The sequence below is a fragment of the Autumnicola psychrophila genome (genome assembly GCF_031846645.1).
In the GTDB taxonomy this organism is placed as follows: Bacteria; Bacteroidota; Bacteroidia; order Flavobacteriales; family Flavobacteriaceae; genus Autumnicola; species Autumnicola psychrophila.
Genome location: NZ_JAVRHN010000006.1, coordinates 136936 through 150700 on the forward strand (window position 1 = coordinate 136936; position 13765 = coordinate 150700).

The window sequence follows — 13765 nt, forward strand, 5'->3', positions numbered from 1 at the left end:
GGTTTACTAAAGGTTTCTCGAAAAGACTGCCAATTAAAATTGAGGAGGACAATATTAATTTATAATTCGGCATCCTTTAAAATGTTGATTATCCTATCAATTCCCTCCCCTTTTAATTCGTAAAATAAGGGCAATCTCAACAAGCATTCAGAATAATCATCAGCGTGTTCTAAAGTACGATCACCATGTTTATCTTTATAAAACGGACTTTTATGAAGGCTTAAATAATGAAAAACAGCATGCACCTTATGTTCTTTTAATTTTTCAATAATCCGATCTCGTTGATCGGCTTCTTTGCAGACCAAATAAAACATGTGTGCATTGTTGGTGGCGAATTCCGGTATATGTGGTAGGTCCAAGATTTTTCCAGCACCCCAATCGTTCAATCCTTCATAGTATTGGTTCCAATGCTCCAGTCTTTTCTCCTGAATACCTTGCAAATTTTCCAATTGAGCCCATAAAAAAGCAGCTATAATCTCTGAAGGCAAAAAAGAACTTCCCACATCTACCCATCCATATTTATCTACCTCTCCCCTAAAAAATGCCGAACGGTTGGTTCCTTTTTCCCATAGGATTTCAGCCCGTTCCATAAACTGTGGATCATTAATTGCCAGCATTCCCCCTTCCCCTGAAATAATGTTCTTTGTTTCATGAAAAGAAAAAGCCGCTAGATGCCCTATAGAACCCAAAGCTCGTTTAACACCATCTTTTCCCGTGTAAAAGCTTTCAATAGCCTGTGCTGCATCCTCTACCACATATAGATTGTATTTAGTGGCTAGGGTCATTATTTTATCAATATCACAAGCCACACCTGCATAATGCACAGGTACAATAGCTTTTGTTTTTTCAGTAATTAATTCTTCTATTTTATCTTCATCCATTCCAGGATGATCTTCCCTACTATCAACAAAAACCAAGTGCGCGCCCCTCAATACAAATGCATTTGCTGTGCTCACAAAAGTATAAGAAGGCATAATCACTTCATCCCCCGCCTTAATATCGAGTAACAAGGCAGCCATTTCAAGCGCATCTGTACAGGAGGTTGTTAAAAGGCACTTTCCAAACCCATATTTTTTCTTTAAAAATTCATGGCATAATCCAGTGTATTTTCCGTTACCTGATAATTTTCCGGTATGCACAGCATCATACATGTAATGTGCTTCTTTTCCTGTAAGATAAGGTTTGTTGAAGGGTATCATTTGTTCCATAAGTGATAGATATATTGGGCGCTTTTGATATTAAAATTATTCTTTTCATAAAGCCCACATGCAGCTTTATTCTCACCTTGGGTAGTCACTTCTATTGAGGAAAATCCTTTTCCCTGGCTTAAAATTTCACATTCCGAAATTAACCTCGATCCTATGCTCCTTCCCTGATAATCGCCATTCACTGCTATTAAGCCTATTTGTGAACAATCTGAATCTTTTTTTCCCAAAGTAACAAAACCAGAAATATTCCCTTCGGTAATGCTAACCAAAGTTTCAAAGGCTATTTTCTTGTTTATGCTATTATCCAGCCATAATTTATACATTTCCAAAAAACGGGAGCCTGGAATATTACTATCTAATTTGAACCTCGAATAGGTACCACTTAAATGTGCCAGTTCCAGTAAATGATCATAAGAATGGATTTTTGGATCAAAGGAAGTAAGATCTCCGTTTCCTTCAACTGGATTTATTTCTTTATTTGCCTCCAGAGCTTTCTTATAAATGATTTTTTTATCAACAAGATCAAGTGATGGCTCATTTATTTCAACATCAGAAAACACGTATACTAATTTAAATTTTTCAGAAGCTAGTATTACCTCTTCAAAATTATCAACGGACTTCAAATTTACTTTTCCCACAGGAAAACCGAAAAAATTAGAATCCCATTCAGCTTTTTGAACCATTAATTTATTTTTTTCTTTACAATATAAATAGGACGTTGTTTCACCCCTTCAAAAGTCTTCCCCACATACAAACCAATAATGCCCAATGTTGAAATAATAACCCCCGAAAGTAGCCAGACGGAGACAATAAGACTTGTGTACCCCAAAACAACCACACCGCCAGTTAACCACTTTACCAAATATATAAAAGCTACAATAACAGACAAAACTGAAATTATCAAACCGAATTTGATCAAAAGGCGTATAGGCTTATCTGAAAAAGCAAGAATGATATCCATTGCCAGGTTTATCAACCTCTTGAAATTATAACTGGATTCCCCTTCTAAACGATTATCATGGTCCACGTTCACTTTAGTGGTCCTAAACCCTACCCATTTTACCATGGTTGGGAAATACCTTATAGATTCCCTCATAGAGCAAACAGCATCCACCACTTTTCTATGGTAGATCCCAAAATTGGCTACACTCTCATCTTGCTCAGATCCTGTGAGGTAACCTAAAGACCTGTAGAATACTTTGGAAAAAAATCGCTTGAAAAAATGGTCTTTCCTTTCAAACCTTCTCGCCAATACCACATCAAAACCCTCTTGTGCCTTATTGTACAACTTTAGAATTTCTTCAGGTTGGTCCTGTAAGTCACAATCCATTACCACCACCCAGTCACCCTTGGCGTAATCCAAACCAGCAGTAATGGCATAATGTTGCCCAAAATTCCTACTCAATTCAATCCCAATTATTTTATCATTTTTTTCAGCGTATTCCTGAATGACTTTCCAACTATCATCGGGACCTCCATCTTCAACAAGGATGATTTCATAATCATTCGTAATCTTTTGAACACTTTTTTCAATACGTTCAATTAAGACCGGGATAGTTCTCTCAGCTCTGTAAACAGGACTAACAATAGAAATGTGGGGCATAACTAAAATTTAACGGTTACAACTGTTCCTATGACAATCAACATCAAACCCACTACTTTTCCCCAGGTAAAAGTTTCCCCAAGGAAAAAGACTCCAATCAAGAAAACCAGTGCAGGTGACAAGCTCATAAAAGGATAAGCTACGGTAATTTCAAATTTTGTCATGGCTGCCATCCAAAAAACGGAAGCAACAAAAGCACTAGCAAACCCGGAAATAATATAAATATCAAGTAATGCTGAACCCAGGAAAGATATTTTTCCCATTAAGGTTTCAGGAAGGCTACCTAATTGGTTCAACCTCCACTTTAAAATAATTTGTCCGTAGATGGTAAATAAAATGGTGGCAAAGATATATAGGTAATTCATTTCAAAAGGTTTCGCAAATATTCACCATACTTGCTCTTTTCATATTTATCTATAGCACTTTCAATCTTGTCCCTTCCAATAAACTTATGAATAAATGCCACCTCCTCTATACATCCAATCATGGTACTTTGCCGGTTCTGCAACACCCTAATAAATTCTGTCGCATCATCCAGGGATTCTACAGTACCTGTGTCAAACCAGCTCATCCCACGTGTCATCACCCCTACTTCCAATTCCCCGGCTTCCAGGTACATTTGGTTAATGGTGGAAATTTCTTTTTCACCCCTAGCAGAAGGTTTCACCTGTTTTGCATATTCCACTACTTTATTATCATAAAAGTATAGCCCAGGAATAGCATATTTGGATTTTGGGACTTTTGGTTTTTCTTCAATGCTCAAGACCTTGTTGTTTTCATCAAATTCGACCACTCCATATCTTTCAGGATCTTTCACAGGATAGGCAAAAATAGATGCTCCATTTACGTCAACTTTGCTCCTTAACAGGCTTCCGAAACCATTTCCGTGGAAAATATTATCACCTAAAACCAAAGCTACCTTGTCATTTCCAATAAATTCTTCGCCTATGGTAAAAGCTTCAGCAAGGCCTTTTGGCTCTTCTTGAATGGTATATTCAAACTTACAACCTACCTGTGAACCATCACCCAATAATTTCTGAAAAGCTTTTTGATCCTGTGGGGTGGTTATAAATAAAATCTCTTTTATCCCTACCAACATTAAAACTGAAAGCGGATAATAAATCATAGGTTTATCGTATACTGGTAAAAGTTGCTTGCTTACCGAAATAGTAATAGGAAATAACCTTGTTCCTGTACCTCCTGCTAAAATGATTCCTTTCATGTGTGTTTATTTTAAGTTAAATCACCTGTGTCAATCTTCATATTGCTTCTCATAATACTGCTGATAAGCCCCAGAAGTCACATTTTTCAGCCAAACATCATTTTCAAGGTACCATTCAACTGTTTTTCCCAGCCCTTCCTCAAAAGTCACCGAAGGTTTCCAACCAAGTTCTGCATTGATTTTTGAAGCATCTATAGCATACCTCTTATCATGGCCTGGACGATCTTTGACGTAGGTGATTAATTTCTCTGAACTACCAGGGGATCTATCTAGTTTCTTGTCCATTATTCTGCATAACACTTTTATAAGGTCAATATTTTTCCATTCATTGAACCCTCCAATATTGTATGTAGATTTATTGTTGCCCTTATGGAAAGCTAAGTCTATGGCTTTTGCATGGTCAATGACATATAACCAATCCCTGGTGTAGTTCCCATCGCCATATACGGGAAGAGGCTTTTGATCTACAATGTTATTGATAAACAGTGGGATTAATTTCTCCGGAAATTGATTTGGACCGTAATTATTGGAACAATTCGAAATGATATAAGGCATACCGTAGGTCTCCCCATATGCCCTCACAAAATGATCTGAACTTGCTTTGGAAGCAGAATATGGTGAATTGGGGTCATAGGAAGTTGTCTCTGTAAACAATCCCGTTTCACCCAATGTTCCATAAACTTCATCTGTACTAATATGATAGAATAATTTATCCAGCAAATTATCTTTCCAGGTTTCCTTTGCCGCGTTCAAAAGGTTCATGGTCCCTATAACATTTGTCCTTACAAAAGATAAAGGATCGTGTATTGAACGATCCACATGTGATTCCGCAGCCAAATGGATCACTTGATCAAAATTGTACTTTTTAAAAAGACCCTCTACTTCTTCTATATTGTTGATGTCTGCTTTTAGAAAAGTATAGTTCTCCTCATCTTCAATATCTTTTAAGTTCTCCAGGTTACCGGCATAAGTAAGGGCGTCTAAATTGAATATCCTGTATTTAGGATATTTTTTGACGAAAAGCCGAACAACATGGGATCCAATAAAACCCGCACCACCTGTTATCAAAACATTCATTGCTTTCATTATTTTTGATCGTAATAAGACTTGAACCATTTAACAAAACTACCCACACCCTCTTCTATTGAGGTTGAAGGATTGTAGTCAAACTCTTCTTTTAAGGAGCTTACATCGGCCCATGTCCTATCGACATCGCCTGGTTGCATTGGCAGCATTTGTTTTTTTGCTGCTTTGCCCAATTCTTTCTCTATTTGATGAATAAAGTCCAATAGCTTGACAGGTTTACTGTTGCCAATATTGAATAAAGAATACTTGTCATGGTTTTGTATAGTTTCCTTTTTTATAACCGCTGTGATACCATCAACAATATCATCAATATAGGTAAAATCCCTCTCCAAATTACCATTATTAAAAACCTTTATAGGTTGCTCCCTACTTATGGCATCTGTAAACAGGAACATCGCCATATCTGGCCTGCCCCAGGGACCATATACCGTGAAAAACCGCAGCCCCACAGTTTGAATATCATATAAATGGCTATAGGTATAAGCCATCAATTCATTGCTTTTTTTCGTAGCCGCATAAAGGCTAATGGGATGGTCAACTTGATCGTCTGTGGAAAAAGGCACCTTTGAATTTTGCCCATACACACTCGAGCTGCTAGCATAAACCAAGCGCTTTATATTGTGGTGCCTACAACATTCCAATAAGTTCAAAAAGCCTACTACATTGCTGTCTACATAAACCTCGGGGTTTTCCAGGCTGTAACGCACACCTGCTTGCGCCGCTAAGTTGCAAACCAAATTGAATTTTTCACTTACAAACAATCTTGGAAGGTTTTCCCTGTCTTCCAAATTTATCCTTATGAATTTGAAATTAGGAAATGTATCACTTTTGTTGAATGAGTTATATTTGGACGCCCCATCTTTACCAATGCCTAGATGCTCCAGTCTATCATATTTCAAACCAGCATCATAATAGTCATTGATATTGTCCAAACCGATTACTTCATAGCCTTCTTGCACCAACTTTTTTGCCAAGTGAAAACCTATAAATCCGGCTGCACCGGTAATCAGTATTTTATCCTTCATTTTAATTTTATCTTAATACTCAAATAGGATCCTAAGCCTTTAAAATGGATCTGATCATATCAAAAATTCAAATTGGCTTTGATTACACTTCTTGTAATTCCACCAGTTTTTTAAAATATGGTGATTCAACCAATAATTCTGAAAAGGATCCAATGCTTGAGATTTTCCCATTTTGCATAACCACAATCCTATCCGCATTTTTAATAGTGGCTATCCTATGTGCCACAATTAAAATAGTATATTCCCCTTTTAAAGCATCTATGTTCTCCTGAATAGCTCTTTCTGTCTCCGAATCTAATGCAGAAGTAGCTTCATCAAGAATTAGTATTTCCACCTCCTTAAACAATTCCCTTGCTATGGAAATACGCTGTTTCTGCCCCCCACTTAGATTAATTCCATTATTTTCTAGAGTGGTATCCTCCTTTTCCGGGAAAGACTCTACAAATGTGGAAATTTCAGCTTTATCAATTGCTTCTTTAAAGCGCTGCATATTAGATTCAGTCCGTTCTGCCCAAAAGGTGACATTGTTATACACTGTATCATTAAAAATTACCGAATCCTGAGTAATATATCCTACTTTATTTTGAAAACTAGGTATATTCCAGTTTCCACTTTTCACACCATTAATATAGAAATTTCCTTTTTCAACGGGTAACAAACCTGCAAGGATATTTACGAGCGTGGTTTTCCCACTTCCGCTCTCCCCTACAAAAGCTACAGTTTCATGCCGGGATACGGAAAGATCTATTTTGTCCAGGACAAGAGTTTTCCCATATATAAACTCAACATTTGATAGTGTTAATTCTTCAACAGATTTTTGAAACTCTTTTTTCCCTGTATTTTCTTTGTTTTCCTTCAGTTCATTTTCAAAATCCATTACATTTTCCAAAGAACCAGCAAATCCTAAAAATTTATTCCAACTTACCTGCATCTGCATAAGATAGGTGAGAGCCCTATAAAAGAAGAGAAGACTCATGAGAATCGGTCCTAATTCAGAACCCAAAAGTGAAACTTGAATATAGATTACACTCACAACAACGATAACCAGAATAGGCTCTCTGGCGGATGTCATTATTGCACTTAATTTGCCAATCCTTTTGTTGTTCTTTTCAATTTGCCTGATAGAAGAAGATAATTTTTCACCATACTTTTTAAGGGAACCAGTAGCTTTAAGATATTTGTAGTTGGCCACATTTTGTATTATCAAACTTTGAAAAAAATTTGATTCCCCAGTCAACTTACGGGAAGCTCCTTTGGTGTTCTTGTACAAATTTTTATAAAGGAAATTCGTCAATACCCCTCCCACACTTACTAAAACAGCAAATTGCGCATCAACATAAAATGCAAAAGCCATATAAACCACCACCAATACCCCCTGCTGGAAAGACAATAAATAATTATTATAAGCATTAGAAACCCTTCCAATTTCCCCTGTTAAAGTGTTCTGGATCCTACCTGCATCTGACATTACAAAATACTTGTAGGATAACCTGTTGAGACCTTTTAAGGTTTTATTCCTTAATTTAGTAATAAAATTTTGTTGCACATGAACCTTGTAAATAGCAGCAATATACTGTACTACTCCTTTTGCCAGGAAAAAGAAAACCATGAACAGGAGAATTGTTAGAAGATTCAACTCCAGACCAATCAAATTTAAAAAATTCACTAAATACTCAATCCTTCCGAGGTCTTCTGACTCTGTCTCACCGGAATCACTCATCATCTGCAGTAACGGCAAAAACATTGTAAGACCCAAACCATCCAGAACTCCAATCAATACACTTAAGCCGAAAACAATGAAAATCCTATACCTTAGATTAGCATAGAAATAAGCAAAACTTCCAAAATTTTTTTTTATTAATTTTTTAATCAACTTTACGTGTTTTATTGTTCTATATATTTTTACCTTCTGCCTTTAACCTTATTCTGGAATATTATAAAATCCATTCATACAATCCATTATGTAAAAGAATAAAAACTTAACTTAAGTAATGTCGCCATCCATTTGAGATGTTTCTAATCCTCTTTTTAAATACCAGTTTAAAATTTATAACCATATAAGGACCGTATGGGCAAAGTAGAAATGTTTACTAAGCCTTTTTGATAACCAGACAATTTTTTCCTCCAGCTTTTATTTACTTTTATTTCCTTACTGTAATTTAGCCTTCCATTAGCTCCATAGACAACATGGTTTTCTAAAAAGTCATCTCCTTTGGAAACATCCATATCATCAAAAAAGGAATTGATTTTTTCAGGAAGTTCCGTCTCAAAGGAATCATAGGTTAAATTTAAGTTTCTTTCTTTCTCCTTGACTTTCTCCATCCAATAATTATGGTAACTCCATTCTAAACTATCATACAAGGCCATTAATGTATATTTACTGGCCAACTGGGGCTTAGGATGTTTACCTGCTTTTATTCTCCTCATCCTATTATTCATCCTAGATAAGATTACCCCCTTTGGATTACGTTTTAAATGAATTGTATAAAAATTAGATCCGAAAATCTTTTTAAACTTCTTTATATACTCAAGGTTTTTAGACGAATCTATAATTATAGTTGCTCCCGTTAATTCGTGAATTTTCTCAAAAATAAATTCTAAATTCAGGTTTTCCTTACTTATTTCAGGAAGGATCTTGCTCCATACTGGACATTCCTGATAAGATTCGCCGCAACTACAAAGGGAAGGCCTATTTGCCAGATATTTCTCTATTCCCTTATCAATCTCCCCTGCAAAAAAAACTTTTTCACCACAATGGCTGGCATATGTACCCAAAAATGTAGTTCCACTTCTGGCATAGCCCATTATAGAAATTAATTTTATGTTTTTCTCCATTTTATATATTATTATATAACCATACCGGCCGCCACCGTTTCGTTAGTGTTCTCATCAATTAAAATAATACTTCCGGTATTACGGTTATCCCTGTATGTATCCAGCATCAATCTTCGAGTAGTCCTTATCTTAACACGCGCAATATCATTCATGTCCAGATTTTTGTCTTCGCTATCACGCTCGAAAAGGTTTATGTCCATTTTATAGACTACTTCTTTAATTATGGCACGCTCTTCTTTTGAAGTATGAATTATTTTATATTTTGCCCTTGGCTTTGCGGAATCGTTATTTAACCAACATAGCATCACATCAAACTCCTGCGCCATCTCCGGCTGATTATTCTTTTTGACAATCATATCACCGCGACTAATATCAATATCATCCTCAAGTGTCATCGAAATCGACATGGGGGCATAAGCTTCCTCTACTTCCTGTTCTCCTGAATTTATCGATTTTATCCTAGAGGTAAAACCTGAAGGTAAAACCGCTACTTCATCTTGTATACGATAGATTCCACTAGCTACTCTTCCGGCATAGCCTCTATAATCCCTGTATACTTTACTTTGAGGTCTTAGCACCGTTTGAACAGGAAAACGAGCGTCTATTTTATTAATATCACTACTAATATGAAGAGTTTCAAGCGTGCTAAGCAAAGTACCCTCCTGATACCAATCCATATTTTTCGATCGATTAACCACATTATCCCCCAATAGGGCACTAATAGGTATAAATCTTACATCTTTCATCAATAATTTTGAAGAAAACTCTTCAAATTGATTGATGATTTTATTATAAACATCTTCAGAAAAACCAACTAAATCCATTTTGTTGATACAAACTATTAAATGGGGTATATTTAACAAAGAAGCAATAAAAGAATGACGCTTGGTTTGTTCGATAACCCCATGGCGGGCATCTATTAAAATTACCGCAGCATTTGCAGTAGATGCACCAGTAACCATATTCCTTGTATACTGTATATGGCCTGGAGTATCTGCTATTATAAACTTTCGCTTAGGAGTGGTAAAATAACGGTAAGCAACGTCTATGGTTATCCCTTGCTCCCTTTCATCCTTTAACCCATCAGTGAAAAGTGCAAGATCAACACCATCATAACCTTTCTTTTTACTGGTATTGCTCACCGCATCCAGTTGATCTTCGAAAATAGATTTAGAATCGAACAAAAGCCTTCCAATAAGTGTACTCTTCCCGTCATCTACACTTCCTGCAGTTGTAAATCGTAGTAATTGGTTGTTGTTAATTTCCATAAGTTTATTTCGTTCCCCTTTCGCCCCATTATAGAAAGGATAGAACAATTTTATATTATTAGTACTATTTACTTTAAATTAAAAGAACCTAAAAATATCCTAATTTTTTCCTGTCCTCCATAGCTGTTTCACTTCGCTTATCATCTGAACGATCCCCCCGTTCTGTTTTTCTCATAGCGGAAACTTCCTGCACTATCTTTGCAAGAGTATCGGCTTCAGATTCTATTCCACCAGTAATAGTTATATCACCCAATGTTCTGAACCTTATTTTTTTTCTCTCCACATTCTCCCCTTCCTCCAATTTTAAGAATTCTGAAACAGGAATCCAGGAGTTGCTCCTAAATACCACTTCTCTCTCATGGGCAAAATAAAGCGATGGAATGCTAATATTCTCCCTCTTAATATAATTCCAAACATCCATTTCAGTCCAGTTACTAATTGGAAAGGCCCTGAAATGTTCTCCCGAAAAATGACTTCCATTCAAAAGATTCCACAATTCTGGTCGTTGATTCTTGGGGTCCCATTGTCCAAAATCATCCCGATGGCTAAAGAAGCGTTCTTTTGCACGTGCTTTTTCTTCATCTCTTCTCCCTCCACCAATAGCACAATCAACTTTATTACTTTCAATAGCATCAAGCAAGGTAGTTATCTGAAGCGCATTTCTAGTGGCATTTTTACCTCGTTCCTCAGCTACTCTCCCATTATCTATGGAATCCTGAACTGATCCAACAATTAACTTTACATCTAAGTTTTTAACAAGATCATCCCTGAATTTTATTGTCTCGGGAAAATTGTGCCCTGTATCGACATGCATTAAAGCAAAAGGAATTGTGGCGGGATGAAAAGCTTTTTTCGCCAAATGAGTTACCAAAATAGAGTCTTTACCTCCAGAGAAAAGGATTACTGGGTTCTCAAACTGCGCCCAGACCTCCCTCAAAATATAAATGGCTTCTGATTCTAATTCGTCCAAATAATTTAAATAATATTTACTCATAATGTTATATTTCAAGCTTCTTCTGAAGCTGTCCAACTATTCTTTTTACAGCTTTTTCTAAATCCTCCAATTCAGTTTTTACTTCAAAATCAGGAGCTTCAGGAGCTTCGTAAGGAGCGTCTATTCCTGTAAAATTTTTTATCTCCCCTTTGCGGGCTTTATCATATAAGCCTTTCACATCCCGTCGCTCACATTCCTGGAGAGAAGTATTGACAAATACTTCAATAAAATTTTCTTCTCCTATTATCTTTTTTACATACTCCCTATCTTTTCGAAGAGGAGAAATAAAAGAAGCGATTACTACATTTCCGGAATTTATAAAGAGTTTACTGATCTCAGCTACTCTACGAAGATTCTCTTCCCTTTCCTCCGGGGTAAATTGCAAATCTTTATTGATTCCGCTCCTTATGTTGTCACCATCAAGAGCAAATGTTCTAATATTCTGATTAAATAGCTCCTTTTCCACTAAATTAGCGAGAGTAGATTTTCCTGATCCTGATAAACCTGTAAACCAGATAACAAAAGACAGATGATCATTCATTTTGTTCCTGTCAGCCTTATTTATGTTAAAACTATGCTGAATAATATTCTTCATTTCTGCTCAATTAGAATTTAGTTTTTCAAATTTTTGCTTCTCCGGTTCTCTAAGCCATAATCCAGTTTATACCAGGCTCGTTCGTGAAAATAGTACAAGATCATTTTTGTAACCACCTCAGCCCCTCCCACCTGGAGACCTACCAGAGGATCTCCTGAAATTATCCACGCAAGAATAATGGTGTCTACAGTCCCAATTATTCTCCAAGTAAGGGATTTTACAATATGCCTTTTTTTGCTATCCCCCTTTTTTGTGACTCCTGCCCTAATATTGTACCATATCCTTTCATGTACATAATAAAGAAGCATTTTAGTTACAACTTCTGCAAAACCAATTTTCAATCCTGTATATGGGTTTCCTGATATTAACCAAGATAACAAAATAGTATCTATGGTACCCACCATTCTCCAGGTCATAGTCTTTGCTAAATGTCTTTTATACGATTCACTCAAAATTAAAAAGAATGAAAAAATCCAGAAAGGACTTCTAATCCCAAACAATAATACACTCCACCTTTAGCGATAATATTTTTTTAGTTTCCAATAGTATAAAATTCAAAACCTATATTTTCCATAACTTTTCTATTTAACAGCCTTCTTCCATCGAACAAAAATGCTGGTTTTAGCATATTTTCATAAACTTCTTTCCAATCCAGCTCTTTAAATTCATCCCATTCTGTTAAAACAGCTATTGCATGAGCGTCTTTACAGGCTTCTTCTGCACTTGTCACCACTTTTACCCTTTCGCGAATTTCTTCATTGCTATGGGTGCATAAATATTCCAGATCTGCATAGACCTGTTCCGGTTTTACTTTAGGATCGTAAACCAGAATCTCTGCCTGCTCATTTAACAAATAATCGGTAACATAAATAGCCGCTGATTCCCTTGTGTCATTTGTGTCTTTTTTAAATGCCCATCCCAAAATGGCAATTTTCTTCCCGGAAACAGTATTATAGAGAGTTTTTACAATATTGGCAGCAAATCTTCTTTTTTGGTGGTCATTCATAATGATTACCTGTTCCCAGTAATCAGCCACTTCATTTAGCCCAAAAGTCTTAGCAATATAAACCAGGTTCAGAATATCCTTCTGAAAACATGATCCCCCAAACCCCACAGAAGCTTTCAAAAATTTAGGGCCTACCCTGCTGTCCATTCCTACCGCTTTTGCAACTTCGTTGACATCAGCGCCAGTTTTTTCACAAAGTTCCGACATCGCGTTAATACTGGAAACCCGCTGTGCAAGAAAGGCGTTCGCAGTAAGCTTAGATAATTCCGAAGACCATACATTTGTGGTTAAAATATTTTCTTTAGGCACCCAGGAAGCGTAGATACTAACTAATGCCTCCATAGCCTCTTTCCCTTCCGGAGTATCTATATCACCACCAATTAGCACCCTATCCGGCTTTTCCAAATCCTCTACGGCAGTTCCTTCAGCAAGAAATTCCGGATTAGAAAGGATCTGGAATTTCACACCATTTCCTGTATTATCGAGTATATCTTTTAATGCAGCAGCTGTACGTACCGGAAGTGTCGATTTTTCAACAATAATTTTATCATTCTTAGCTACTTCAGCGATTTGTCGGGCACATAATTCGATCCATTTAAGATCAGCTGCCATACCTTTTCCTATTCCGTAGGTTTTGGTTGGTGTATTTACCGAAATAAATATCATATCAGCTTTGTCAATGGCTGTATCTACATCTGTAGAAAAGAACAGATTTCTACCCCTTGCTTCTTTCACTATTTCAGATAAACCAGGTTCATAAATAGGAATATTTTCCACATCGGGATCATTCCAGGCTGCTATTCTTTTCTCATTAATATCAACAACTGTAACATCCAAGTTTGGACATTTTTGAGCGATAACAGCCATTGTTGGCCCTCCTACGTAACCTGCACCGATGCAGCAGATGTTTTTTATCTTCATAT

At 36.5% G+C, this 13765-nt stretch carries 14 protein-coding genes; all 14 read right to left on the reverse strand.

Translation table 11 applies throughout. The features are described from left to right. Window positions 1-59: 59 nt before the first annotated feature. A complete protein-coding gene (rffA, locus tag RM541_RS09385) occupies window positions 60-1199 on the reverse strand; it encodes a dTDP-4-amino-4,6-dideoxygalactose transaminase (RefSeq protein WP_311500050.1) in 1140 nt (379 codons plus the stop codon). Beyond that, window positions 1196-1891 carry a GNAT family N-acetyltransferase gene (locus RM541_RS09390; protein ID WP_311499904.1) on the reverse strand — a complete coding sequence of 232 codons (696 nt, stop codon included), beginning with the start codon at window positions 1889-1891 and terminating at the stop codon, window positions 1196-1198. Before RM541_RS09390 ends, rffA begins: the two co-directional genes overlap by 4 nt. After that, window positions 1891-2811 (reverse strand): glycosyltransferase, encoded by a 921-nt coding sequence (locus tag RM541_RS09395; protein ID WP_311499905.1) that lies wholly within the window; start codon window positions 2809-2811, stop codon window positions 1891-1893. The genes RM541_RS09390 and RM541_RS09395 overlap by 1 nt, the downstream gene beginning before the upstream one ends. Window positions 2812-2813: 2 nt before the next feature. Continuing rightward, the gene (locus tag RM541_RS09400) at window positions 2814-3176 is read right to left on the reverse strand and encodes an EamA family transporter (protein WP_311499906.1); all 363 of its coding nucleotides are present in this window, start codon (window positions 3174-3176) and stop codon (window positions 2814-2816) included. Continuing rightward, on the reverse strand, window positions 3173-4033 hold the full coding sequence (gene rfbA / locus RM541_RS09405; RefSeq protein ID WP_311499907.1) for a glucose-1-phosphate thymidylyltransferase RfbA: 861 nt from the start codon (window positions 4031-4033) through the stop codon (window positions 3173-3175). The genes RM541_RS09400 and rfbA overlap by 4 nt, the downstream gene beginning before the upstream one ends. Window positions 4034-4063: 30 nt before the next feature. Then, the gene (gene rfbB, locus RM541_RS09410) at window positions 4064-5110 is read right to left on the reverse strand and encodes a dTDP-glucose 4,6-dehydratase (RefSeq protein ID WP_311499908.1); all 1047 of its coding nucleotides are present in this window, start codon (window positions 5108-5110) and stop codon (window positions 4064-4066) included. 8 nt (window positions 5111-5118) lie between these two features. Next, the gene (locus RM541_RS09415; protein ID WP_311499910.1) at window positions 5119-6144 is read right to left on the reverse strand and encodes an NAD-dependent epimerase; all 1026 of its coding nucleotides are present in this window, start codon (window positions 6142-6144) and stop codon (window positions 5119-5121) included. Between the two features lie 82 nt (window positions 6145-6226). Continuing rightward, on the reverse strand, window positions 6227-8017 hold the full coding sequence (locus RM541_RS09420; RefSeq protein ID WP_311499911.1) for an ABC transporter ATP-binding protein: 1791 nt from the start codon (window positions 8015-8017) through the stop codon (window positions 6227-6229). A 167-nt stretch (window positions 8018-8184) separates the two neighbouring features. After that, window positions 8185-8979: a sulfotransferase domain-containing protein gene (locus RM541_RS09425; protein WP_311499912.1), complete on the reverse strand. Its 795-nt coding sequence runs from the start codon at window positions 8977-8979 to the stop codon at window positions 8185-8187. An 11-nt stretch (window positions 8980-8990) separates the two neighbouring features. After that, entirely contained in the window at window positions 8991-10247 is a 1257-nt protein-coding gene (locus RM541_RS09430; protein WP_311499913.1) for a sulfate adenylyltransferase subunit 1, read from the reverse strand. Window positions 10248-10335: 88 nt separating this feature from the next. Further along, the gene (cysD, locus tag RM541_RS09435; RefSeq protein WP_311499914.1) at window positions 10336-11241 is read right to left on the reverse strand and encodes a sulfate adenylyltransferase subunit CysD; all 906 of its coding nucleotides are present in this window, start codon (window positions 11239-11241) and stop codon (window positions 10336-10338) included. Window positions 11242-11245: 4 nt separating this feature from the next. Beyond that, complete coding sequence (gene cysC / locus RM541_RS09440) at window positions 11246-11836, reverse strand: adenylyl-sulfate kinase (RefSeq protein ID WP_311499915.1); 591 nt, start codon at window positions 11834-11836, stop codon at window positions 11246-11248. 17 nt (window positions 11837-11853) lie between these two features. Beyond that, on the reverse strand, window positions 11854-12252 hold the full coding sequence (locus RM541_RS09445; RefSeq protein WP_311499916.1) for a DUF2061 domain-containing protein: 399 nt from the start codon (window positions 12250-12252) through the stop codon (window positions 11854-11856). Window positions 12253-12368: 116 nt separating this feature from the next. Then, window positions 12369-13763, reverse strand: a complete 1395-nt coding sequence (locus RM541_RS09450; protein ID WP_311499917.1) for a nucleotide sugar dehydrogenase — start codon at window positions 13761-13763, stop codon at window positions 12369-12371. Window positions 13764-13765: the final 2 nt, after the last annotated feature.

Excerpts from the sequence above, each read along its gene's own strand:
- RM541_RS09425 (WP_311499912.1), bottom strand. The coding sequence starts at position 8,979 with ATGGAGAAAAACATAAAATTAATTTCTATAATGGGCTATGCCAGAAGT.
- RM541_RS09400 (WP_311499906.1), bottom strand. The coding sequence starts at position 3,176 with ATGAATTACCTATATATCTTTGCCACCATTTTATTTACCATCTACGGA.
- RM541_RS09415 (WP_311499910.1), bottom strand. The coding sequence starts at position 6,144 with ATGAAGGATAAAATACTGATTACCGGTGCAGCCGGATTTATAGGTTTT.
- cysC (WP_311499915.1), bottom strand. The coding sequence starts at position 11,836 with ATGAAGAATATTATTCAGCATAGTTTTAACATAAATAAGGCTGACAGG.
- RM541_RS09445 (WP_311499916.1), bottom strand. The coding sequence starts at position 12,252 with ATGACCTGGAGAATGGTGGGTACCATAGATACTATTTTGTTATCTTGG.
- rfbB (WP_311499908.1), bottom strand. The coding sequence starts at position 5,110 with ATGAATGTTTTGATAACAGGTGGTGCGGGTTTTATTGGATCCCATGTT.
- rffA (WP_311500050.1), bottom strand. The coding sequence starts at position 1,199 with ATGATACCCTTCAACAAACCTTATCTTACAGGAAAAGAAGCACATTAC.
- RM541_RS09395 (WP_311499905.1), bottom strand. The coding sequence starts at position 2,811 with ATGCCCCACATTTCTATTGTTAGTCCTGTTTACAGAGCTGAGAGAACT.
- cysD (WP_311499914.1), bottom strand. The coding sequence starts at position 11,241 with ATGAGTAAATATTATTTAAATTATTTGGACGAATTAGAATCAGAAGCC.
- RM541_RS09390 (WP_311499904.1), bottom strand. The coding sequence starts at position 1,891 with ATGGTTCAAAAAGCTGAATGGGATTCTAATTTTTTCGGTTTTCCTGTG.
- rfbA (WP_311499907.1), bottom strand. The coding sequence starts at position 4,033 with ATGAAAGGAATCATTTTAGCAGGAGGTACAGGAACAAGGTTATTTCCT.
- RM541_RS09430 (WP_311499913.1), bottom strand. The coding sequence starts at position 10,247 with ATGGAAATTAACAACAACCAATTACTACGATTTACAACTGCAGGAAGT.
- RM541_RS09450 (WP_311499917.1), bottom strand. The coding sequence starts at position 13,763 with ATGAAGATAAAAAACATCTGCTGCATCGGTGCAGGTTACGTAGGAGGG.